Source organism: Paenibacillus sp. FSL R7-0048 (assembly GCF_038004505.1).
GTDB lineage: Bacteria > Bacillota > Bacilli > Paenibacillales > Paenibacillaceae > Paenibacillus_AQ > Paenibacillus_AQ odorifer.
Window position 1 is genome coordinate 6,926,300 of record NZ_JBBORF010000001.1, and the last position, 23,747, is coordinate 6,950,046.

General features: G+C 46.1%; 22 protein-coding genes. 10 read left to right on the forward strand and 12 right to left on the reverse strand.

The features are described from left to right. Nucleotides 1–36: 36 nt before the first annotated feature. The 5 genes from pgmB to NSQ91_RS30670 form a co-directional block, all read right to left on the reverse strand. Nucleotides 37–3,042 (reverse strand): beta-phosphoglucomutase, encoded by a 3,006-nt coding sequence (gene pgmB / locus NSQ91_RS30650; RefSeq protein ID WP_081383184.1) that lies wholly within the window; start codon nt 3,040–3,042, stop codon nt 37–39. 46 nt (nt 3,043–3,088) lie between these two features. Beyond that, nucleotides 3,089–4,180 (reverse strand): carbohydrate ABC transporter permease, encoded by a 1,092-nt coding sequence (locus NSQ91_RS30655; RefSeq protein WP_076124061.1) that lies wholly within the window; start codon nt 4,178–4,180, stop codon nt 3,089–3,091. Beyond that, complete coding sequence (locus NSQ91_RS30660) at nt 4,180–5,298, reverse strand: carbohydrate ABC transporter permease (protein ID WP_232061475.1); 1,119 nt, start codon at nt 5,296–5,298, stop codon at nt 4,180–4,182. The genes NSQ91_RS30655 and NSQ91_RS30660 overlap by 1 nt, the downstream gene beginning before the upstream one ends. Nucleotides 5,299–5,441: 143 nt before the next feature. Next, nucleotides 5,442–6,863, reverse strand: a complete 1,422-nt coding sequence (locus NSQ91_RS30665) for an ABC transporter substrate-binding protein (RefSeq protein WP_038574978.1) — start codon at nt 6,861–6,863, stop codon at nt 5,442–5,444. 335 nt (nt 6,864–7,198) lie between these two features. Then, nucleotides 7,199–8,203 carry a LacI family DNA-binding transcriptional regulator gene (locus NSQ91_RS30670; RefSeq protein WP_036682112.1) on the reverse strand — a complete coding sequence of 335 codons (1,005 nt, stop codon included), beginning with the start codon at nt 8,201–8,203 and terminating at the stop codon, nt 7,199–7,201. A 258-nt stretch (nt 8,204–8,461) separates the two neighbouring features. On the opposite strand from NSQ91_RS30670, the gene NSQ91_RS30675 reads away from it, so the two are divergent. From NSQ91_RS30675 to pepT, 4 genes are all read left to right on the forward strand, one after another. After that, the gene (locus NSQ91_RS30675) at nt 8,462–9,475 is read left to right on the forward strand and encodes an LLM class flavin-dependent oxidoreductase (protein WP_081383185.1); all 1,014 of its coding nucleotides are present in this window, start codon (nt 8,462–8,464) and stop codon (nt 9,473–9,475) included. A 477-nt stretch (nt 9,476–9,952) separates the two neighbouring features. Next, entirely contained in the window at nt 9,953–11,005 is a 1,053-nt protein-coding gene (locus NSQ91_RS30680) for a hypothetical protein (protein WP_340921211.1), read from the forward strand. A 36-nt stretch (nt 11,006–11,041) separates the two neighbouring features. Next, on the forward strand, nt 11,042–11,695 hold the full coding sequence (locus NSQ91_RS30685) for a sortase (RefSeq protein WP_076181939.1): 654 nt from the start codon (nt 11,042–11,044) through the stop codon (nt 11,693–11,695). A gap of 95 nt (nt 11,696–11,790) precedes the next feature. After that, entirely contained in the window at nt 11,791–13,023 is a 1,233-nt protein-coding gene (pepT, locus tag NSQ91_RS30690) for a peptidase T (RefSeq protein ID WP_076181937.1), read from the forward strand. 95 nt (nt 13,024–13,118) lie between these two features. On the opposite strand, the gene NSQ91_RS30695 is transcribed toward pepT, so the two are convergent. From NSQ91_RS30695 to hxlA, 3 genes are all read right to left on the reverse strand, one after another. Then, the gene (locus NSQ91_RS30695; RefSeq protein WP_036682121.1) at nt 13,119–13,496 is read right to left on the reverse strand and encodes a winged helix-turn-helix transcriptional regulator; all 378 of its coding nucleotides are present in this window, start codon (nt 13,494–13,496) and stop codon (nt 13,119–13,121) included. A gap of 84 nt (nt 13,497–13,580) precedes the next feature. After that, complete coding sequence (gene hxlB, locus NSQ91_RS30700; protein WP_076301484.1) at nt 13,581–14,138, reverse strand: 6-phospho-3-hexuloisomerase; 558 nt, start codon at nt 14,136–14,138, stop codon at nt 13,581–13,583. Between the two features lie 7 nt (nt 14,139–14,145). Beyond that, on the reverse strand, nt 14,146–14,778 hold the full coding sequence (gene hxlA / locus NSQ91_RS30705) for a 3-hexulose-6-phosphate synthase (RefSeq protein WP_036682127.1): 633 nt from the start codon (nt 14,776–14,778) through the stop codon (nt 14,146–14,148). Nucleotides 14,779–15,041: 263 nt separating this feature from the next. On the opposite strand from hxlA, the gene NSQ91_RS30710 reads away from it, so the two are divergent. From NSQ91_RS30710 to NSQ91_RS30730, 5 genes are all read left to right on the forward strand, one after another. After that, nucleotides 15,042–16,433: an MATE family efflux transporter gene (locus tag NSQ91_RS30710; RefSeq protein ID WP_076124068.1), complete on the forward strand. Its 1,392-nt coding sequence runs from the start codon at nt 15,042–15,044 to the stop codon at nt 16,431–16,433. Nucleotides 16,434–16,585: 152 nt separating this feature from the next. Further along, nucleotides 16,586–18,259, forward strand: coding sequence for a GAF domain-containing sensor histidine kinase (locus NSQ91_RS30715; RefSeq protein ID WP_339281501.1), 1,674 nt, complete (start codon nt 16,586–16,588; stop codon nt 18,257–18,259). A 16-nt stretch (nt 18,260–18,275) separates the two neighbouring features. Continuing rightward, entirely contained in the window at nt 18,276–18,968 is a 693-nt protein-coding gene (locus tag NSQ91_RS30720) for a response regulator (protein ID WP_280753198.1), read from the forward strand. 153 nt (nt 18,969–19,121) lie between these two features. Continuing rightward, on the forward strand, nt 19,122–19,685 hold the full coding sequence (locus NSQ91_RS30725; RefSeq protein WP_280753199.1) for an NADPH-dependent FMN reductase: 564 nt from the start codon (nt 19,122–19,124) through the stop codon (nt 19,683–19,685). After that, nucleotides 19,682–20,143, forward strand: coding sequence for a VOC family protein (locus tag NSQ91_RS30730; RefSeq protein ID WP_076124075.1), 462 nt, complete (start codon nt 19,682–19,684; stop codon nt 20,141–20,143). Before NSQ91_RS30725 ends, NSQ91_RS30730 begins: the two co-directional genes overlap by 4 nt. A gap of 69 nt (nt 20,144–20,212) precedes the next feature. On the opposite strand, the gene NSQ91_RS30735 is transcribed toward NSQ91_RS30730, so the two are convergent. The 3 genes from NSQ91_RS30735 to NSQ91_RS30745 form a co-directional block, all read right to left on the reverse strand. Continuing rightward, nucleotides 20,213–20,443, reverse strand: coding sequence for a cold-shock protein (locus NSQ91_RS30735; protein ID WP_036682139.1), 231 nt, complete (start codon nt 20,441–20,443; stop codon nt 20,213–20,215). Nucleotides 20,444–20,561: 118 nt separating this feature from the next. Continuing rightward, nucleotides 20,562–20,762: a cold-shock protein gene (locus NSQ91_RS30740; protein WP_019914790.1), complete on the reverse strand. Its 201-nt coding sequence runs from the start codon at nt 20,760–20,762 to the stop codon at nt 20,562–20,564. 259 nt (nt 20,763–21,021) lie between these two features. Continuing rightward, on the reverse strand, nt 21,022–21,300 hold the full coding sequence (locus NSQ91_RS30745; protein ID WP_038573758.1) for a hypothetical protein: 279 nt from the start codon (nt 21,298–21,300) through the stop codon (nt 21,022–21,024). Between the two features lie 238 nt (nt 21,301–21,538). Between NSQ91_RS30745 and gdhA the strand changes: the two genes are divergently transcribed. Further along, nucleotides 21,539–22,924 carry an NADP-specific glutamate dehydrogenase gene (gene gdhA / locus NSQ91_RS30750; RefSeq protein WP_036682144.1) on the forward strand — a complete coding sequence of 462 codons (1,386 nt, stop codon included), beginning with the start codon at nt 21,539–21,541 and terminating at the stop codon, nt 22,922–22,924. Between the two features lie 93 nt (nt 22,925–23,017). Here gdhA and NSQ91_RS30755 read toward each other — a convergent pair whose 3' ends face one another. Further along, the gene (locus NSQ91_RS30755; RefSeq protein ID WP_339812927.1) at nt 23,018–23,731 is read right to left on the reverse strand and encodes an HAD family hydrolase; all 714 of its coding nucleotides are present in this window, start codon (nt 23,729–23,731) and stop codon (nt 23,018–23,020) included. Nucleotides 23,732–23,747: the final 16 nt, after the last annotated feature.

Here is a 23,747-nt window from a genome sequence, read left to right on the forward strand (position 1 = left end):
TCCCATGATCGGGAGGTTTGCTGCTTATCAGGGTAACTACGCAAACAGCTCTAACAATTTCTCAACACTTATCTCTGCGGTGGAAGCCAGACATAGATCCGCGGTCCCGGTTACGAGCGCCACTCCAGCTCCCACTGACCTCATACCAGCAGCATTAATTGCGGCTATTCCTTCCTCGGTATCCTCAATCGCCACACAGCAGTCTGGGGATATGCCCAGCATCTCCGCAACCTGCAAGTGAATCTCTGGATCTGGCTTGCTTCTACGCAAGTTGCCAGGGTCAGCCACCGCCTGAAACCAATGCCCGATCTGCAAGCGTTCGAGAATCAGCAGCGCATTCTCATTCACTGAAGCCAGTCCGATAGCAATCCCTCTTTGCTGCAAATCGGACAACACGCTGTGGATACCCGGATACAGCTCAGCAGGCGTCATTTGCTGAACCAGCTGTCTATACTTCTCGTTCTTTTTGTTGCAGAGCATTCCCTTTACCGGTTGCGGCAAATTCAGTCCACTACTCTCCAGAATGACTTCTAAAGATTCCATTCGACTTAGGCCCTTAAGACTCTTATGCTTCTCTCGATCAAAAGAAAGCGCAAGTTCATCCGCCAGATCCTTCCAAGCCTCATAATGATACTCTCCAGTGTCAGTAATTATCCCGTCCAGCTCGAAAATAACAGCTTCAAGCTGCTTCACATTCGAAAGCCTCAGCGGCTTCTGTGCAGACAACTGTATAAGGTTTCCCTTATGCATAATCTCAAGCTCTTCGCCCTCCAGCAGCGTATAGATCACTTCTGTATCACTCACAAAAATATCCAATAGCTGTCCAGCGCATGTTATTTTAAACCGATAGCTCTCCCACTGCGCTGGCACACTAGGATTAAATGATAACATCCCGCCGCATAAGCGCATGCCACCAAAACCATTCACAATCGACAGCCAGGAGCCTGCCATAGCAGCAGTGTGCAGTCCATCCTTTACGTTGCGGTTGATATCATCCAAGTCCATCCGTACCGTGCGGTCAAAATAGGAATAGGCTCCCGTCAAATCACCAATCTCAGCAGAGATTATACTGTGAATACACGGTGACAATGAAGAATCATGCGTCGTCAGCGGCTCATAATAATTATAATTCCGGATCTTATCCGCCAAGCTGAATTGGTCACCCAGCAGAAACATCGCCATTACCAAGTCCGCCTGTTTCAACACCTGATGACGGTAAATTACCAGCGGATGGTAGTTGAGCAGCAGCGGATATTTGTCAGCTGGTGTATGCTCGAAATCCCATTTTTTCTTGGAGAGAAACGTGTCGTCTTGAGCATAAATGCCAAGTCCCTCATCAAAGGGGATAAACATTTTGTCCGCCGCTTCCAGCCACACTAATGTCTCATGCTCAGTCAGACCGATTTTTTGCTTCAGGCGTTCAAAATGCTCAGGATACTGCTTAGACAATATCCCTGCCATCTCGTGTGCATAATAAAGCTGATCCTGTACCATAAAGTTGGTGTATGCATTATTGTTGACGATAGCTGTATATTCATCAGGACCGGTTACTGCATCAATACAAAAGACACCGCCCCTAGCCGGATTAAAGTACCCCAAGTCCAACCAAAAGCGGGAAGTTTCGAATAAAATTTCCGCTCCCTTCGTAACCAAAAAATCATAATCTCCGGTAGCCAGTACATACTGCTTGATGGCATACGCAATATCCGCATTAATATGCATTTGCGCCGTGCCTGCCGGGAAATACGCAGAGTTCTCTGCCCCGTCTATAGTCCGCCAAGGGAACAAGGCTCCCTTCTGCGACATTACCGCTGCACGCTCCCGTGCTTTGTCTAACGTGGCATAACGAAATTCGAGCAGCTTTCGGCTAATCTCCGGCTGTGTGAACGTAAAGAAGGGCAGCATATACATCTCGGTATCCCAGAAATAGTGCCCTTCGTATCCTTCACCCGTTAATCCCTTGGCTCCAATATTCGTAACCCCATCACGGCCTACGGATTGAAGCAGTTGAAAAGCATTAAAGCGAATGCCCTGCTGAAGCGCAAGATCACCATGAATCTCCACATCCGTATGTGCCCAGTATCGATCCAGATAAGCCTGCTGTTCCTGGGCAAGCGCTTCAAACCCGCTATGGTCTGCTAAGTGTAATATTTCAGTACTTCTACTAAGTAGTTCGTCTTCTGGATAATCTTTAGAGGTATGGTAAGAGATATATTTGGTTAGTGAGACGCTTTCCCCACGCTCCACCGGGACGACAAACTGCATGGATAATTTCTGCCCCTCATGCTGTACGGTCCTTTTACCCTCAGATCTTGAATCAAGCTTATGACTTACCCCTGTTAATAGGGCAAACCGGGTATGCCGCGTCCGCTGCTTCATCCATAAGAAGGACTGTCCCGGTTCATGACCGGTATCCTCCAGGAGCAGACTTGGCTCCTTGCCTCCCGAGCCCAATCTGGGATCATCCGTTACCTTAGGTCTTTGGATCTTGCCGTCGATGGATGAAGTGAAGGTAAGCACTCCGCTGAAATTCAGCGCTTTAACCTCATAATCTATCGCCGCCAGATGTTTGTGCTGCAAAGTCACCATCCGCCGGATATGAAGCTGTACCCGGTGACCAGCTGGAGATTCCCAATCTACCTGCCGATGCAGAACCCCGCTTCGCATATCCAGCTTTCGTTCATAATGATGCACTTGCCCACTGTTTAACTGAAAGGTCTGCCCTTCAATACTCAGTTCAATAATCTTGGCATCTGTTACGTTCAGCATCGCTTGATTGCGGGATGGATATCCGTAGGCTCCTTCTGGATATACAATGGGCTCCGAATCAAAAAAACCATTCAAATAATTGCCTGTTACAGACGAGCCTGAGCTGCCGTGGTAACCTTCTTCGAAATTACCGCGCATACCAATATATCCATTGCCAAGAGCAAAAATACTCTCGCTTCTTTGATTGTTCTCTTCACTATAAGCTTCCTCATCAAGACTCCACTCCCGGTAAGGATATACCGCCGCCGGATGTACGTATGGTTTCATCTTCATCTCTCTAAGCTCCCCCTGATCACAGTTTCATTCGGGTTCTAAATCATTAACCTTTCACCGACCCACCCATAAGCCCTCTGACGAAATACTTTTGCAGCAGGAAAAAAATAGCGAGCGGCATCAGCATAGAGATAAATGCAGCCGAAGTAAGTAAATGCCAATCGTTGCCTCGTGAGCCAACTAAATCGGCAATTTTCATCGACATAACTTGCACAGACGGTTGATTGCCGATAAAAATCAATGAGACTAAATAGTCATTCCACACCCATAGGAATTGGAAGATCCCGATAGAAGCCAGTGCTGGCACTGATAGAGGCAGAATTAGCCTGCTGAATATAGTGAAATGACTTGCCCCATCCATGAAAGCCGATTCGAACAAATCCTTCGGCAATTGACTGATAAAGTTGTACATAAAGTACGTAACCAGCGGTAATCCAAAAGCCGTATGCGCCAGCCAAATTCCCAGATAACTTCCGTTTAGCCCAAGTGCGGTATAATCCTTAAGCACTGGAATAAGCGCAACCTGTATCGGAATGACGAGCATTGCAATAATGATTACAAAAAGGATTCTGCGCCCAGGAAACCGCAGCCAGGCAAAAGCATATGCAGCAAAAGAAGCGATCAGCACCGGAATAACTGTTGCTGGAACAGCAATCGTTAGCGTATTCCAGAAGGCCTGTGACAATCCGGAGCCTTTTTGCACCGTTTCACTACCATCAGCCTGTTTCAGCTTGTATTCCTTACCGGAAAGCACATTATTATAGTTATCCAGCGTGAGATCCGGTGTCATCTTCCAACCTTGTATCTGTTCATTTACGGTACGTGCTCTACGATTCTCCCACATAAGCCGGCTGCCATCTGCCTTCACGCCAGCCTTCAGCTCATCATCTGTATAAGTTTTACCGTTCACCTCAATTGGCTCCCGAAGATCCACATCCTTGGATAGCTGAATCGTCTCTCCAGCCTTCCACTCCTGATGAGGAAAAGCTTTCCACCATCCAGTCTGCAGAATGTCAGCAGCCGGACGGAAGGAGGAAATAAATAGCCCAAGAGTCGGAAGCAGCCAAATAAAACAGATCACACCCAACACGATATTTACAACCGTTTTGCTGCCTTTTCTCTTCTTTTTGCCAGCCATTAGAATCCCCCCTGCTTACGGAACTGACGTAGATTGATTATGATCACAGGCAGCACCGCGATCAGTAGAACAATAGCCAGCGTGGAGCCGTAGCCGAAATTACGGTACATAAAGAATTGCCGGTAGAACTGTGTAGCAACAACCTCTGTATCGTATTGACCTCCTGTCATCACCATGACGACGTCAAATATTTTCAACGTAAAGACGATAATGGTCGTTGTCACTGTCAGAATGGTTGATGAAATATATGGAATCATGATTCCAAAGAAAATCTTCACCTCATTTGCTCCATCCACTCGTGCAGCTTCCAAAATGTCGTCAGGAACCCCTTTGATTGCTGCCGAGAAAATCACCATTGCAAATCCCGTCTGCATCCAGATCAAAATGATAATGAGGAAAAAGTTATTCCATGGCTGAAGCATACTCGTCCAGGCTTGGGGTTCTCCCCCAAAATAAGTAACGATTGCGTTCAACAGCCCGATTTGTTCGTCACCCGGTTGATAGTAATATACGAATTTCCAAATGACTCCTGCCGCTACAAAGGAAATAGCCATCGGCATAAAGATGATCGATTTGGCGATTTTCTCATAGCTGCTGCGATCGGCAAGAATAGCAATTAAGAGCCCGAATGCTACACAAGCAAGCGTGCCAACGAATACCCAAAGTAAATTGTTACGCAATGCCGTTGCCATCAGATGATCGCTAAAGATCGCTGCATAATTGCTCAGACCCACAAATTTTTCTGAAGAAGCATTAAAAAAGCTCAAATATAATGTTCGCAGTGCAGGCAGGACCAGTAACCAGCCCAGAATAATCACTGCCGGACCAATAAAGATATAAGGCAGCACCTTTCGCCGGATATGATCAGGGTACTGCTCAACCGCCCAAGTCAGCGTATAGTAAATCAGATAAACACCTAGAACTCCCCAGAGGACAGCCAGAACCGCTGTTAGCAGCGGATTTAATGTGGAATCCCGGAAGAATAAAAAGATTGCGCCGTTAACAACAATATTCGCTAACAACACAACTAGGGACAGCATTACCGCCTTCAGGCTGACGGTTGGCCTAGCTTGTGGTTGTGTTGGCATTTGTGGCTGTGGCTGTGATTGTGCACCCATATTAGCTCCAGCTCCTCCTATAAGTTTTGCGGAGCAAAACTCTTATCATAAGCATCGAACTCACTAGTTAGAAAACAAAAAGAGGGGCAGACAATCCTCTTTTCTCACTGCCCCTCTTTTTACTGTGCGCTTTAAATATTAGGTTAGTTGTTCCAGCCGGACTGGATTTGTTCCAAGGCTTGATCCAGTGTCGCTGTACCGCTCACATAGTCGGTCATCCCTTTCCAGAAGGTGCCTGCACCCACTTTACCTGGCATCAAATCAGAGCCATCAAAACGCAGTGTGGAAGCATCTTGAACCAACTTCGCCATCCGGCGATCAGATTCAGAGGTATACCAATCAAGGGAAGCATCATTCATAGGAGCAATTACGCCGCCAGATTGTACCCAGCTCTTAATCGACTCTCCAGTGGTGAAGAATTCCATGACTGCACGAACCTCTGGACGATCGTTGAACATAGCGTAAATATCACCTGCAACCAGCACTGGTTTACCATATTGCGCATCAATTGGCGGCAAGTAGAACCAATCATAATCCTGATCAACCTTTGCCGTTTCAGGGAAGAAGCTTGTAATAAAGTTACCGAGCATATTAAACCAGGCTTTAGGCGGATCAGTGAACATTGGCGCTGGGGCATCCCCGAAGGATGTCGTCACGATAGACTTAGCACCACCGTAAACATAATCCTTGTTAAGCCAAATTTTAGACATGATTTCAACAGCATTTTTTACTTCTGGTGAAGTAAATGGCAGTTCACCTTTTACCCACTTATCGTAGTTCTCAGGCGTAGTCGTACGAAGCATTATATTTTCGACCCAGTCTGTTGCTGGCCAACCCGTTGCAGCACCACTCTCAATGCCAATAGCCCAGGCAGGATCGCCATCCTTGGCAATTTGTTCAGTGAGTGCCATCAGCTCATCCCAAGTTTCAGGAACCTTGTAACCTGCATCATCAAATTGTTTCTTTGGATACCATACCAAGCTCTTTACATTACTGCGGTTCCAAATCCCCGCCATGATCTTCCCGTCTTTTCCGTCCATCGTAGACATATCGAGCCAGCTCTTGTTGTAATTAGCCGTCAATTTGTCTTGATCCAGCACACTGGTCAAATCGATAACCTTGCCCGTCTTAGCAATCGATGCCAGCAATCCCGGCTGCGGGAAGTCAGCGATATCAGGAGCATTTCCGCCGTCCACCCGAATATTTATTGTTGCTTCGAACTCCTTGGAGCCCTCGTATTGAATATCGATCCCTGTCTTCTCTTCAAATTCTTTAATGCTGCTCTCAAATTTCACTTGGTCAGCATCTACGAAGGGTCCAAACATGGTTACTTTAGTCCCTTTATATTCACCTTTCATCGCTAAATCTAACGGGGAACCCGAAGGTTCAGCACTAGGTGCATTTGTCGCTTTCTCGGTGTTATCTGCTGTTGGGCTGACTGTTGCCGCCGGTGGATCTGTAGGCGCCGCATTATTGTTGCCTCCGCCGCATGCGCTCAGCGTCATTGTGAAGGATAAACACAGTACTAAAGCCAACGACTTTTTACGTCCTGAGATCTTCTTCATCTTTTGTACATCCCCTTTAATGGTTATAGAGATAACATCTTATTCAATCATCCGGGCACCCTGGCATGTATTAGCAGCTTGTAGCAGATCACCTCCTTGCAAAGCTTTTCAGAAGACAGGTAAATATCCTAAAATCAAACTCCATCACAAATGTAATTTAATAATAGCGCTTACATTTTTTATATTATCATAATTAGTAACCGTTTCCAATCGGAAAATGAGATGTTTTTCATAAGAATTCATACTATTTTCTATCCTAACATTTAAATTTTAATTAAGACCGATACATGGCTCTGAAAAGCTTTTCAGAAGAAGGTCACAAAAATAAAGAGCCTTTATTTTTCCCGCGTGGATTCCCGCACAATCAGCTTATGCTCCATCTTTTCATTCAATACCTGGACACCACCTGTTGTGAGCAATTCATGCAGCATCTCCGCCGCACGATACCCTAACTCATAAATCGGCTGTGCAATCGTGGTCAGCTTTGGAATGAACATACTCGACATCCGCAAATTATCAAATCCAATCACAGATACCTGCCCCGGAACTAGAATATTACGATCCTTCAGATAAGAAATCGTCCCCATTGCAAATTCGTCAGCAACACAGAAAACGGCGGTCAGCTCGGGATAATCAGTAAACAACTCATGCGCAGCTTGATAAGCGTGTTCGAACCTGTGATTGGCATATTTGCTCTTCACAATATTCTGCTGTAGTCCAAACTCTGTTAATGCTCTTACAAAACCCTCATAACGAGGAGGGCCGGATACGGAGTTATCATGGTTAAAACCAATCATGCCAATGTCCTTATGCCCTAAATCAATCAGAAACTTTACCGCATCGTAAGCCGCCTGTTCATCATCCACCTCCACAGATGGAATGTCGTACTCATCAGAATGCGAGGATACCAACACAAAAGGAATTCTACAACCGACTAATTTGTCATGTGTCTCAGGATAAAGGACATCACTTGCGAACACGATCCCATCCACCTGCTTCTCATGAAAGTTATCGATGTAAGACAGCATCCGTTCTTTGTCGCGGTCCGTATTGCAGATCATTAAACTGTATCCGAGCTTGATGCATGCATCCTGCATTCCCCGAATAACCCCTGCGAAATACAGGTTCTCAATATCCGGAATCAGCAGGCCCAGTGTAAAAGACTTCTTGTAGATCAGGCCGCGTGCAAACGCATTTGGTTGATATTGCAAACGTTCTACAGCCTCCATCACTCGATTCCGTTTGCTCTCTACGACCGTATTCGGCGCATTCATAACACGCGATACGGTGCTGATCGACACCTCCGCCATTCTGGCAACATCTCTTATGGTTGGCTTCATAACGATAACTTCCTTTTTTTCAGGTAACTTTTCGATGTGATTATAGCAAGCCCGTTAAGAAATAACAACAGATTTTTTAAAGCGCTTACATTTTATTTTAAAGACATACTTATTCCTTATCTAATCATTACAAAGTGCGTATAACTTACTTAAAGTGTGTATATAGTTTTATTACATGGTATACTAGGCGAGTAGCATTATTCGCAGCTACAAATACTGCTCTAGACTATCTGAGCGTTTATTATAGGAGGGATTACATTGAAGCAACAGCGCGATATTCGATTCTCCGTACTGGACTTAGCCTCTATTGTGGAGGGTGGCACAGCGGCAGACTCTTTTCATAACTCTTTAGCTTTAGCTCAACATGCTGAGGCATGGGGCTATCACCGGTATTGGTTTGCTGAGCATCACAACATGATTGGTGTTGCCAGTTCTGCTACCTCACTCTTAATTGGCCACATTGCTGGCGGCACAAAAAGCATACGCGTAGGCTCTGGAGGCATCATGTTGTCCAACCACGCACCACTTGTCATTGCGGAACAATTCGGGACCCTCGAATCCCTATATCCAGGACGGATTGATTTAGGACTGGGCAGAGCCCCAGGATCCGATCAACCTGCTTCCCGTGCGCTACGCCGTGGTCTCGGAAGCGACGGCAGTGACTTCCCCGAGCAGTTAAGTGAGCTCAGAGCCTACTTCGATCCTGCAGGTGCAGGATCACGACCGGCTGGGGTTCGTGCTGTTCCTGGTGAAGGCTTGAATATCCCCATCTGGCTGCTGGGCTCCAGCGGTTTTAGTGCTCAGCTGGCAGGGAAGCTAGGTTTACCTTTTGCTTTCGCCAGCCATTTCGCACCAGAATATTTACTACAGGCTTTACACATCTATCATAGTAATTTCCGTCCTTCAGCAGCACTCGACAAGCCTTATGTGATGGTCGGAGTTGGTATTACAGCAGCCGATACCGTGAATGAGGCAAGACGACTGGCTACCTCGCAGCAGCAGCAATTCCTTAATATCATCCGCGGACGTACGGGGAAGTTACAACCACCGGTTGATAGTATGGAGGGGCTATGGACGATGCAAGAAAAAGCAGCCATGCTTGAGAAACAGCGTTACTCTTTCGCTGGTGATAAAGCAGCAATTAAAGAACGGCTTCAAGAAATCCTGCAAGAGACACAGGCCGATGAATTGATTGTTTCTGGTGGAATTTATGATCCTAACGCTCGTCTACGCTCTTATGAGATTGTAGCCGACGCTATGAAGGAAATCTAATTTATCATCATAATTAAGGCAAGACGATAGGTCTGGTATCGGGGTTTGAGCCCTATTCCAGATGTATGTCTTGCCTTTTTATTTTGCATTCATAATCGTTCTCAATAAAACACAATAAAAACAATGAATTACATAAAAATAAAGAGTTAAATAGAGAGAACTGGTGTAAAACCATTAATATAATTGATATTTGATCAAATATGATGGATTTCCTTCTAATATCCCATTTTTGTTTAGATATTATTTTGATTATACTTTAGTTATTCGCTATAACGAACGAATTGGCGGTATATCTCTACCCTCTCCTTCCACTTTCACGGAGATTCCTATATACGCACAAGAAAGTGGTTCTGTGAGATACTACTTATTTCGACAATGTTTGATGGAAAATCCGATTAGAAGAGAAGAATTTGCCGGAAGCCCGCAAATGATGTCTACAAAATTTAATATGGGGTTCAGGAGAAAGGAGCGAGTAAAGTGAAGAAGAAATATCGCTCGGCTTTCATAGCTGCTTATATCCTGACTATTCTAGCAGGAGTCATCTGGCATGCTGGCGGAGTTAGTGCGCAAGATACCATTAAGCTTACGGTGAATTCGCATACGACAAGCACAGCCACCATGAACAATATGCAGCCTGGTGATGAAACGAACTCAGAATACACAATTATTAACGCAGGTAGTGAGGGCTTTAATTACTATGTGGACTTCAAATTCATCTCTGGAGACGCAGAATTATACGATATTCTCCAAATGACACTCGAAAAAGAGGGAGTAATCATCTATTCAGGGGTGATGAGTGAGGCTGCCGGAAGAGTTGCCATCGGTTCACTTGCCGGGGGAGAACAAAGTGCAATCCAAATGGATGTAATTTTCCCGTGGGAAGCAGGGAACGAATATCAAGGGAAAACCACCACTGTAGCCTTTGAGTTCTCCGCTTCTGGAGGACCGGAGCCTTCCGCTGAACCTAGTCCTTCACCGACAGCGACGGCCACAGCTCAGCCTACACCTGAGCCATCACCTACTGTAGTGCCAACTACGACACCTACTGCCACGGCTACAGCTACACCTGAAGCTTCGCCGACCGCAACAGCTTCACCAACCACGACACCTACAGATCCGCCGACGACTACCGCTTCACCAACTGCGGCACCTACGAATACACCGACGGCTACTTCGCCAACGGCAACAGCAGCTGCCACACCAGGGCAATCAACGACGCCAACACCATCGCCAATACCTACAGCTTCACCAGTAGTAGATGAAATTAGTGTCACTGAAGCGCCGATCCCACTGGGTGGAGGCGATAATGAGCCGACAGTATCACCAAGTGCTGGCAGCCAAACTACCAGTGCAACACCGCAGCCAAGCAATGAGATCTCCCTGCCTGATGATGAGCTTCCACTGGGAGCACCAGAGGTTGGCAACAAGCTTCCAAATACCGCTGAGCCTTGGTATAACTTGATTCTTGCCAGCTTAGCCATTGCGGTACTCAGCGTGATTATCATGCGCAGATTGAAATCGAAGAAATAACCACATTTTGCAGCATAAGTCTGGAGGTGAGAGAGTATGAAGAAGCGTAATGGTGTCTTGCTAGCCGTGAAGCTAATCTTCATACTCTCTTTAGTTGTGTTGATTTACTCGGTTGTACAAGTGGTCAAAGCACCGCTCGAAGCTAAACAGGCTTTAAATGATTGGGCAAAAAAGAGGGAGGAAGCTGTCGCCCGCCCCCTTTCTGCCGAAGAAATCCCTCTTCCCATGGGAATGATCAGTTCAGCCAAGGAACAGCCGCACCCCGCTCATTCCTATTCAGAAGGTGAAATCATAGGAGAGATTCGTTTCCCCAAATTAAACAAAAAGATCGCAGTGCTAGAAGGCACGGAAAGCCCAGAGCTAAAAAAGGGAGCCGGACATTATAAAGGCAGCGCAGCTATCGGTGCCACCGGCAACAGTGTGCTCGCAGGCCACCGCGATACAGTGTTCCGTAATCTGGGAGAACTCGTCGCTGGAGATCTTATCGAGCTGGAAAGTACCGATGGGACTTTTACCTATGAAGTAACAGGCAGCACAATTGTTGACGGGGACGAACGTGGTGCTATAAAGCCAAGTGATAAGGCCATCCTCACATTGATTACCTGCTATCCCTTTTCATATGTGGGATCTGCACCGGACCGTTATTTACTTTCAGCGAAGTTAGTGAAACAAGATATATTGCCGCATTAAACTTAAATATTACCTCAATCTTCTTCCTCAGGGATGAGACCTTATATGGAAAGTGATACTATATATATACAATAGTAAAGAGGAGATGACCCAAGGTGAAGAAAGAGGTTGTAGAACGGTTTATTTCGTATGCACAAATGGATACCCAATCGAATGAAGATAATGAGACTTGCCCATCCACTCCGGGACAGATGGTTCTGGCCCACAAGCTGGTTGAAGAGCTTAAGGAAATCGGCATGGAGGAAGTCCAGGTGGACGAGCATGGCTATGTTATGGCGACACTCCCTGCGAATACGGACAAGGATGTTCCGACCATTGGTTTTTTAGCCCATTTGGATACAGCGACTGATTTTACCGGAACGAATGTGAAGCCACAGATTATCGAGAACTATGATGGTCAAGATATTCTTTTGAATAAAGAGCTGAATGTTGTATTATCCACAGCGAGCTTTCCGGAGCTGGCGGAATACAAAGGCCACACCTTAATTACAACCGACGGCACGACCCTGCTTGGCGCAGATAATAAAGCCGGTATTGCTGAGATTATGACCGCCATGCATTACCTCATTCAACATCCAGAAATCAAACACGGCAAGATTAGAGTTGCCTTCACACCAGACGAAGAAATCGGCCGCGGGCCTCATAAATTTGACGTAGCCGCTTTTAATGCTTCCTATGCTTACACTGTAGACGGAGGTCCACTCGGAGAATTAGAGTATGAAAGCTTTAATGCTGCGTCTGCCAAAATCTCAGTCTACGGCGTTAATGTTCACCCTGGGACTGCAAAAGGAAAGATGATTCATTCCGCCAAAATCGCCATGGCACTTCATCTCAGACTCCCTGCTGAGGAAGCGCCCGAATATACAGACGGTTATGAAGGCTTTTATCACCTAAGCTCTATAGAAGGCACACCTGAATTCAGCAAGCTGCAATATATCATCCGCGACTTCGACCGTGAGAAATTCGAGGCACGTAAAGCATATCTCTCAGCTGTCGTAGAAGAATTCAAAAGCATCCATGGTGAAGAGAACATCGTGCTTGAAATGAAGGACCAATATTACAATATGCGTGAAAAAATCGAGCCAGTGCGTCATATCGTCGATATTGCCCATGAGGCGATGGAGAACCTTAACATCACACCGATCATCCGCCCGATTCGCGGAGGTACAGATGGCTCGCAGCTTTCCTACATGGGCTTGCCGACACCTAATATTTTCACCGGAGGCGAGAATTTCCATGGCAAATTCGAATATGCGTCTGCGGACAATATGGTAAAAGCGGTAAATGTTATCGTGGAGATTGCTAAGCTATTCGAACAGAAAGCCTAAAGTATTATCCGCATCACTCCTTTAAAACACCAAAAAATCCCTGTAGAGGCCGATCCAGACCTCTCAGGGATTATTAATGTTCATAGGCTATTCGATTAGCATCTTTCTTCCGGCGGCGTGTCCTTCCAGATCACGTTTTCTCCGTAATTTTTACCCCAATCATACATCAATCGAAGGACGGGAAGCAGACTTTGGCCATATGATGTCAGGGAATACTCTACTTTTGGCGGAACCTCAGCGTACACTTTTCTTAGAACCAGCTGGTCCTCTTCGAGCTCGCGAAGCTGATTGGTCAACATTTTTTGCGTGATATGAGGAATTAGCTTCTTCAGCTCGCTGAATCGCTTTGTCCCTTCAAGCCCTAGATGCCAGAGGATAATCAGCTTCCATTTCCCTCCGATCACCGCAAGCGTCAATTCCTTCTCACAGTTAATTTCCTTCAAGTTTATGCGATCTTTAATCTCGGTTGCCATACCTAAAGCGCCTCCTCTCTCCTGTTATCATACTAACACAAAAACGAATAACCTCCTTATAGGAAGGCATTCGTTTCTGTACGTTCACTCTAAATTAGCATGCTTGCCGAACATTTGCTGATTCGTCTGCCCCGTCTTCTCCATCATTCGCAGAATAATAGCATCATAAAAGACCAACATCGTCTGTTCGAATAAAGAAGCCATCGGCTGGATCGTGCTGTAGCTTCCACTGGCCGGATCTTTTGGAGATCCCGGCAGCTTCACTGTATAGCCCGCTAAACGTCCAACCGTCGAATCCGGCGCAATGGTAACGGCAACAACTTCTGCACCCACCCCTTTGGCTTTCTCAGCCATAGAGATCAACCCTTTCGTCTCACCAGAACCGGAACCGAGGACTAACACATCCCCCTGTTCAATCCCCGGAGTCACCGTTTCGCCTACAACATAAGCCTCTTTACCAACATGCATTAACCGCATAGCAAAGGCCCGTCCCATCAATCCAGATCTGCCCGCTCCAGCCACGAAGATCTTATTGGACTGAAGCAGCAGCTCAGCCAGTCGCTCAGCCTCTTCTTCATCAAGCTGAGATATGGAGCGCTGAAGCTCCTCTATAATTTGCTGCGCATATTTCATTGTATCCATTGTAATCTTAAGCCTGACTAACTAGACGTTTCATTTCTGCTGCGGCAGCCTTTTGATCCGCTTCACCTGTGATGCCTCCGCCAACGATGACAAGATCAGGGTTCGCAGCGATCACTTCTGGAAGTGTGCTTAGCTTGATCCCTCCAGCGATAGCTGTTTTGGCCTGCTTAACCACACTCTTAATCGCATTTAAATCTGCAAAAGAATTTTTACCTTCCGCTTGATGGTCATATCCAGAGTGTACACAGATATAGTCTACGCCAAGTGCGTCTACTTCAGCCGCTCTTGTTTGGATATCCTTCACATTAATCAGATCAACTAGAATCTCTTTATTGGTTTTCTTCGCTTCCTCCACTGCACCTCTAATGGTAGAATCATCAGAAACACCAAGTACAGTAACGATATCCGCGCCCGCTTCCACAGCCTTCATCACTTCATATCCACCTGCGTCCATGATTTTCAAATCCGCCAACACAGTCAAAGCTGGAAAAGCCTCTTTGATTGCCTTCACTGCATGTAACCCTTCATTTATAACGATAGGTGTTCCAATTTCAACGATATCTATAAATTCGGCAACTTTTGAGACAACCTCTTTCGCTCCCGCAATGTCCACTAAATCCAACGCTAATTGTAATTTCATATTTATTTGCACTCCTTATTAATATATTTTAGTAAGTCATGTACAAATTGTAGTTCCTTACATCCCTTTAGGGAAGTAGGCACTTTATTGTGATGTAGTTACCTGGAGGATACTAATGTGCGGTTAAAGGGCTCTTTTCGACTTAAATTAAAAACGTTTTGTCATTTTTCTGTAAAAATACTGCATTTCCATGAAAGCTGTGCTAATATTACAGTTTGTTTATGAAATTTTAGGAAGTACATCATAATATAAGAAGGTGCACAATGAAGCAAAATAATCACCAGGAATTCAACCTGGTCAAACTTACCTGGCCGATTTTCCTCGAGCTATTCCTCTTTATGCTCATGGGCAGTGTGGATACTTTTATGATCAGTTCAGTGTCGGACGATGCCGTGTCTGGTGTCGGCGCAGCGAATCAGATCATTGCGATAGCAATTTTAGTCCTCAGTGTAATTGGTAACGGCGCAGCTATTGTGGTCTCCCAATATCTCGGTTCCAAAAAACCTCTGGAAGCCGCTCAAGTGACCGGCAATGCCATTACCCTAAACCTGTTAGTCGGCATTCTCCTAAGTACGTTTTTGCTGATATTCGGAGGGTCGCTACTGACTGCGCTGAATGTAAAAGGGGATATCCTCATTTACGCCAAAGCCTATATGAATATTGTTGGGGGCGGTATTTTTCTGCAAGCATTAATTAATGCTCTGGCGACTACTATCCGTACTCACGGTTTCACCAAACAGACGATGGTCGTATCCTTGCTGATGAATATCATTCACGTGGTGGGCAACTACCTGCTCATTTATGGTCATTTCGGACTTCCGGCGTTAGGTGTGGAGGGTGCGGCTATCTCAACAGTGATGAGTCGCTTTATCTGCCTGATCCTATTCTTCCTGCTGCTCTACAGAGTGATGGAGGTACGGGTGAAAGTAACCTATTACATTCATCTTTCTAAAAAATACGTGCTGCAAATTCTCAAAATCGGCATCCCGTCCGCTTTTGAATCCATCACTTATCAGTCGTGCCAGCTTGTATTCACACTGTATATTACTTATTTAGGCGCTGAAGCTATGGCTACCCGCCAGTACGCGCTTAATATTTCCAATTATATTTATTTATTCAGTGTAGCTGTCTCTATGGGAACTTCCATCGTTGTAGGACATCTCGTGGGAGCTAGACGACCTGATGAAGCCTATAAGCGTGTATTCACCAGTGTAAAGTGGGCGTTGCTGGTTACCGTAATAATAGATGCTGTGGTGATTTTCTTCCGGGTACCGCTATTCGGGCTTTTCACAGACAATGAGAACATCATTAGGATGGGGGCGCAGGTCATATTGCTTAGCTTCTTCCTGGAAACCGGGCGCACAACCAATCTGGTTATCATTAACTCTTTACGCGCCTCGGGCGATGCCAAATTCCCTGTATATATGGGACTGATCTCCATGGTCTGCATGAGCTTACCTCTTGGTTATTTCCTGGTGTTCCAACTTGATCTCGGGTTAGCCGGCGTGTGGATTGCTACTGCGGTCGATGAGTGGGTAAGAGCCGTCATTATGTATTTCCGCTGGAAGAGCCGAGCTTGGGAGAAACATGGACTTATCGAACACGAAGCTCCAGAACACTGTACACCTTCCGCTACTCCTGCAGCTGTAAATTAATATGTATATACAGAGGGTTCTTTAAGGTCATATCAGATCTTAAGGAACCTTCTATTTATTTACGCCAACATTACATAAAATTTGAGAATGAAGGAACCATTCTACGTTACAATAGATAGAACATAATTCACAAAGCTAAAGGAGAGAACTTCATGCCGGAGGAAACCGGAATCCATGAGTTACTGACGCTCAAAACGATTGCGGAGACTTTAAACAGTTCCAATGAGCTCAGACCCATGCTCGACACAGTCATGGGCAAGCTGCTTGAGTTAACCGGAAACACTGCAGGCTGGATCTTCCTGAGCGAAGAATACATGGAATATGAGTGTGCCGCTGATCGAGGCCTGCCACCTGCACTACAGCGCGACAATAAACAACCAATGCAGTGCGGAAGCTGCTGGTGCCTAAGCCGCCTATGGGACGGTCGGCTCGAGCATGCCGTTAACATTCTAAGCTGCAAGCGGCTGAGTAACGCCAGGCAGTATAACTGGGGCGACACGCTGGGCATCACCCACCACGCCACCGTCCCGCTGCATTCAGGTGAGCGTTACTTGGGACTTATGAATGTGGCCGCACCAGGCAAAGCACATTACGCCGACAGCGAGCTGGCTTTGCTGCAATCCGTGGCTTTGCAAATTGGCAGTGCTATAGAACGGATGCAGTTATATAGCACCGAGCAGCGCCGCGCGAATCTGTACGCCAAATTAGGCGAATTCAGCGCAGCTTTAAATCTAACCGCCAACCAATGTATCTCGCCCAGTATTCTGATCGAGAAAAGCGCCGCCCTGATTGGCGACTATTTCGATTGGCCCTTTGCAGCGATTATCGGGCAATATGAAGGGCAATTCGAAGTCCATGCTGCCTATGCGGCTAATATAACGCCTGAAATAGCTCCCTTCGAGCTCTCGGATTCTTTTAAAGTACGTCTAGGAGATATCACAAAAGGACAACGCTTTGCGACATTAACCCCTGATGAAGAGCAGGAAATTACGAAGTCCTGCTGTTCTGAACAACCTGTCGCGGAGCGTGTCGTGATGCTCGCTGTGCCCTTTCGGCAGATTGCCGCACAAGGTGCAGGAATTCTACTGATCACCTCACCCAAAGCACTAGCTTCCGCAACTGCGGATGGAGAGGTGCTTGAGGCTGTCGCTGAGCATATTTCCGCTACATTGGAAAGTGCTCAGCTTGGAGAGAAACGCCGCGAAATTGCGCGTCTTGATGAGCGGAATCGTCTGGCCCGTGACCTGCACGACTCCGTGAACCAGATCCTCTTCTCCCTCTCAATGACCGCCAAAGGCGTGGAAAGTATGCTGAAGCAGGAGCATATCTCCCATCCTGCTACTGAGGCTGCCCGCGATATTCAAGCTTTATCCCAGTCTGCACTCAAAGAAATGCGTGCATTAATTATGCAGCTTCGGCCTGCCGGACTGGAAGCCGGTTTATTGACTGCGCTGCAGGCTCATGGCCAGCAGCTAGGGCTGCTGATACAGACGCAACGGAGTGGTGTTCACGAACTTCCCCGTAACGTGGAGGAAGGGCTGTGGCGCATTGGCCAAGAAGCGCTCAATAATGTACGAAAGCATTCCGGAACCTCTAAAGCGGAGGTATCTCTGCATCTGAATGCAGCCGAGGTGGTACTGAGCGTTGCCGACCAAGGTAAAGGCGGGGCCAAACGGCGTTCTAACACAGACACTAATGAATCTCTTGGTCTGCATATTATGAAGGAAAGAGCAGAAGCTCTCTCCGGTCGTATTCATATCCACAGTGTGGAAAATCAGGGCACAACGGTTGAGGCAACCATACCTCTGCCCATCCAATCTACATGAAGTCGGGTGATCATAAATGACGATAAACTTATTATTAGTAGACGACCATGCAATGGTACGCCGTGGGCTGCAAGTATTTCTCTCCACACAACCCGATATCAAGGTTATCGGGGAGGCCTCCAACGGCCGCGAGGCACTGGAAAGAACAGCCGAATTGAACCCGGATGTCATATTAATGGATTTGCATATGCCCATTATGGACGGCATTGAGACCGCTCAAGCGCTGAGGATCTCCCACCCGCAGGTCAAGGTCATTGTATTGACCTCCTTTTCGGATCAGGATCATGTACTCCCGGCTATCCGCGTAGGAATCAAAGGCTATTTGCTTAAAGATATAGAACCAGAAGCGCTGGTAGTTGCGATCCGCAAGGTACATAACGGTCAAGTGGAGCTACATTCCGAGGCTGCCAGCCAACTGATGAATCTAATGGCGACTTCTACACTAGAGCAATTGGAACTTAATACTTCCGATCCGAACGGCCCAAACACAACACCTGCTGCGATCACCGGATTAGAGCTTCTTACCCCACGCGAGCAAGAAGTATTAGACCTGATTGCGCTCGGTATGAGCAACAAAGAGATTGCCAGCAAGCTGGTCATCACCGAAAAAACCGTTAAGACCCATGTCAGCCACGTTCTCGGAAAGCTAAACTTAGCGGATCGGACTCAGGCTGCCATTTTCGCATTGAAAGGCGGCTATAACGCCTAGAATCAAAACTCCTCTACAACTTTAGTCTTAGACGCTCAGCACAATGGCTGAGCGTTTTTATTATGTATGTTCATTCCATGTGCTGATGTTAACAGAGGCTGATTCAACTATCATTGGTTTATAGCAACTGACCTCACATAGGAGTGGATACAGATGAAAGTGATGATCCTGACAGGCAGTAATCGAAAAGAAGCAACCAGCACGAAGCTGGCAGAACATGCCGCCCATTTCATTAGTCAGCATGGGGAAAAGGTTACCGTGTTTGATCTCTACAAACGCCCACTTCCCTTTTATTCACCAGACGAGGCTTACACAGAGCATGAACATTTAAACGAGCTTAAACAAGAGATGTTAGCAGCGGATGCAGTAATCTTGGTTACTCCGGAATATCACGGCTCGGTAAGTGGCGTATTAAAAAATGCGATTGATCATCTAGGCCAGGCGCATTTCAACGGTAAAGTTGTGTTATCCGCCAGTTCAGCCGGGGGAGCGGTAGGGATAAGCTCATTACTTCAATTGCAAGCCATCGTACGCAACCTGCACGGTATCAATACACCAGACTGGATCTCCATCGGTGGACTGCAACGCAAGCGGTTCGAGGTCGGGTACGACGGATACGAGGGTGGGCAAGAAATCGAAGATCGCATCCACCTAGTATTAGAAGCATTCCTGAACTTAGCCCGCAAAATCGGCAGACCGGCAGGTGCTATCCAATGATCAAAGGACTATATGAAGCACATTTACCAGTAAGCAATCTTGAAGTATCCATCGAATTTTATGAGAAATTAGGTCTGAAAATGGCCTGGCGGGATGAAGAAACTGTATTCTTCTGGATCGAGGAAGGTCGGAGCTGGATTGGTCTTTGGGAAGGCCAGGAGGTTCAAACCCCATACCATCCGTCCTTGCGGCATATTGCCTTCCGTGTCACTTACGAGGATTTGAAGCAATCACTGCAATGGCTGGAATCGATTGGTGTAGAGGCTGTTCCGTTCCGCAACCGGACTTCTGTCGAGCCTTTTATCCGGGCTTATCAAGGAAATGCTTCTGTCTACTTCAACGACCCTGACGGCAACAGCTTGGAATTTATGTGCCACGTAGAGGTTCCTGAACATCTGAAGCATATTCCAGAGAACATAACCTTAACGGAATGGGAGAAATTACTGCACAGTAAATAAAATACTCAAACAAAAAAACAGCTGCTCCCGTCCAAGGGTCCAGCTGTTTGAGTATATTAGCTTCTTCGATTACTTAATCGAAATGCCCTTCTTCATGGCCTTCATGTCTGCATTCGTATTCACAAGCGTTGGCAGTATCTTCATACTTCTAGTCATGGGAGAGTTGCATTGCCAGCAGGTAGGTACATATTGAAAGGCGAAATTATCGCGCATCCAACCTGTGCAACCTTCCTTGGTACAGGACCAAATAGCTGTGTCTTCTTGCGGAAGTTCCTCCAGTGCTTTTTTACGAAAATACATAAGTACCCCTCCTTGGATCGAATCGAGACGATATCGCTACCCTATTAGGGGCAGATTCATACTATGAAAATAAAAAAAGCTGCCCTCAACTTGTGTTAAGGGCAGCCTGATTTTTAAACTACAGTTTTACAACGTTTTCGGCTTGTGGTCCACGAGCGCCTTGAGTTACGTTGAACTCAACGCGTTGGCCTTCGTCCAAAGATTTAAATCCGTCGCCTGTGATTGCGGAGAAGTGTACGAATACGTCGCTTCCACCTTCAACCTCGATAAAACCGAATCCTTTGTCTGCGTTAAACCATTTCACTGTACCTGTTTGCATGATATTACCTCCAATATTTTATTTAACACATGTCCTTTTATTCCTACGTAGTGTACGAACAAATAAAAATTCACACATTGGAAAAGGACTCATACGCACAAATGATAACCTTTTACAATATGTGAATTAAGGGTTAAATTTATGATTGATTTCATTGTACCACACTAAATCACTAAAAGCAATGCGTATGCCTATTTAATTTTCACTCCGGCTCTTATTGCCTGTAAACAGCAGCAGCCGAGCCGGACGAATACCCATGTTAGTCGATATAACCTGCCAATCCTTTATCCATCAAGTAATCCATTTCTGCATCAAGAATGGTCTCTACTGTGATTTCATCCAGCTTCACATCACGTTGGGCGGTAACATAGTCGACCAGATCATCGCTGTCGATGTCTACCTCACCCTTGGCGTTCGCCTTGGCCTTATTGATAAAGGTCTGTTCATGCTTCAATACTAAACGGATGATTTGCGGATCCACTTTGGTTTTGGCAGATAATACATTTACTAGCTCCTGCTCATTTACTTTGTCACTCATTTTTTAAATTTCATCTCCTTACAATTATTACACAATCATTGTAGCATATTTCGCGCTTTAACGCGTCATTACGCGAAGTATACCGCGGTTTATTCACACTTTTCTTATCATTCCAGTGTCTATAACGTTCCACTTGAAGTAAGTTATTTAATAAAAACAGTTGTGAGGAACATTGACTTGTGCCAAAATATAAAAAAAGTGTTGGACCAAATGAATACTAGAAAAGGCGGTTGAATTCATGAGCTCTGTATCTACCCAGCAATTAGACACAAACAGCAACAAGGCACATCGTTATATCGAAGACGTATACGCACAGGTTGTTGCGCGTAATCCTTTTGAGCCCGAATTTCATCAGGCCGTAAAGGAAATCCTTGAATCTTTGCTTCCAATCCTCGCTGCTGAACCTAAGTATCAGGAAAATGCCATTCTGGAAAGATTGGTTGAGCCAGAACGTTTGATTATGTTCCGTGTTCCTTGGACAGACGATCAAGGTAAGGTCAGAGTTAACCGTGGATATCGTGTACAGTTCAGCAGTGCAATTGGACCTTACAAAGGTGGACTTCGTTTTCACCCATCCGTTAATGCTAGTATTATCAAATTCCTTGGTTTCGAGCAAATCTTCAAAAATGCTCTTACCGGCCAACACATCGGCGGAGGTAAAGGCGGCTCCGACTTTGATCCTAAAGGTAAATCCGAAGGCGAAATCATGCGTTTTGCACAAAGCTTCATGACTGAATTGCAAAATTACATCGGTCCTGACCAAGACGTTCCTGCAGGAGATATCGGTGTAGGTGGTCGTGAGATTGGCTACATGTACGGACAATACAAGCGGATCCGCGGAGGATATCCGGCTGGCGTATTGACTGGTAAAGGTATTGGTTACGGCGGAAGTCAGGCTCGGACAGAGGCTACTGGTTACGGTACAGTTTATTTCGTAAACGAGATGCTGAAAGCAAAAGGCCTTTCCTTTGAAGGAAGCCGCGTTGTTGTTTCCGGTTCTGGTAACGTAGCGATCTATGCGATCGAAAAAGCTGTACAGCTAGGCGCTAAAGTCGTAGCTTGTAGTGATTCCGCCGGATATATCTATGACGAAAATGGGATTAACCTCGAAACTGTCCGCCGCCTGAAAGAAGTCGAAAGAAAACGGATTAGTGAATATGTGAATGAACATCCTAACGCTGTGTATACTGAAGATTCCACGCAAATTTGGACCATTCCTTGTGATATCGCCCTTCCGAGTGCTACTCAGAATGAGATTGATGAAGCCATGGCATTGAAACTGATTGAGAATGGTGTAAAAGCAGTAGGCGAAGGTGCCAATATGCCGTCCACCCTTGAAGCTATTCATCAGTTCCAACAAGCTGGCGTACTATTCGCACCTGCTAAAGCTGCTAATGCTGGCGGCGTAGCTGTATCTGCGCTTGAAATGGCACAAAACAGCATGCGGTTGTCCTGGAGCTTTGAAGAAGTAGATACGAAGCTGCATGAAATCATGGTTTCTATCTACGAACAATCTGTAAATGCATCCGAGCAATATGGACAGTCCGGCAACCTTGTTGCAGGAGCGAACATCGCTGGATTCAAAAAAGTGGCCGACGCTATGCTGGCTGAAGGTGTAATCTAAATAAATTACCGGCGCTCTAGTCACGAACGCCCGACATACAAAAGTCCCCGTAACCGGTCAGCAAGAATCCGGTTACGGGGACTTTTTGTGTGTCTAAGCGTTCCATCCGGGGATCTTCCGCAAATCCCCGTCCCATATCGATTGAGTACTCTCCACAGTCGTATCGGGGGGTGAAGAAGCCGTACGAATGTAACAGGAATCTATTCCTATCGTTAGCGCCCCTGCAATATCCGTACGGGGATCATTCCCGATCATGATGGCCGAACGCAAGTCCGCTCCATAATGTTCAACTAGATAACGATAAAATAGCGGATCCGGCTTACTCACTCCTGCTTCGGAGGAAATGGCAATGCCATCGAATAAAGGAAGAATACCCAGCATCGTTAATTCTGCTTCTATAAAGGTTTTCTGGCCATTGGAGAGCAAAAACACCTTTTTGCCACGTTCTCTTAATGTTTGCAGAATTTCAACCACACCCTCATAAAGCGAGATATGGATCATCGATAATGTCCGCAGCCATCTAACCGTTTCATGTAACCACGCTTGATCCGGTTCCCCACCCAATTGACGGGCCACAGAACGAAACACATCCTCCATTACGAAATCTGGATACTGACAATTCCGTGCGGCTTTGGCGAGCTGTAAATCCCTCTCCCGCAGAAATTGTGCCTGTAGCTCACTTCCTGTTATGGACATCCCCTGATATCCGAAATGGAGCGATAATCGATCCCATACCTCCTGCTTCTCCTCATCTGTCTGAATATCGATTAATGTGCCATACAGGTCGAAAATATAAGTCTCGTACATCCACCGTCTTCCTTCC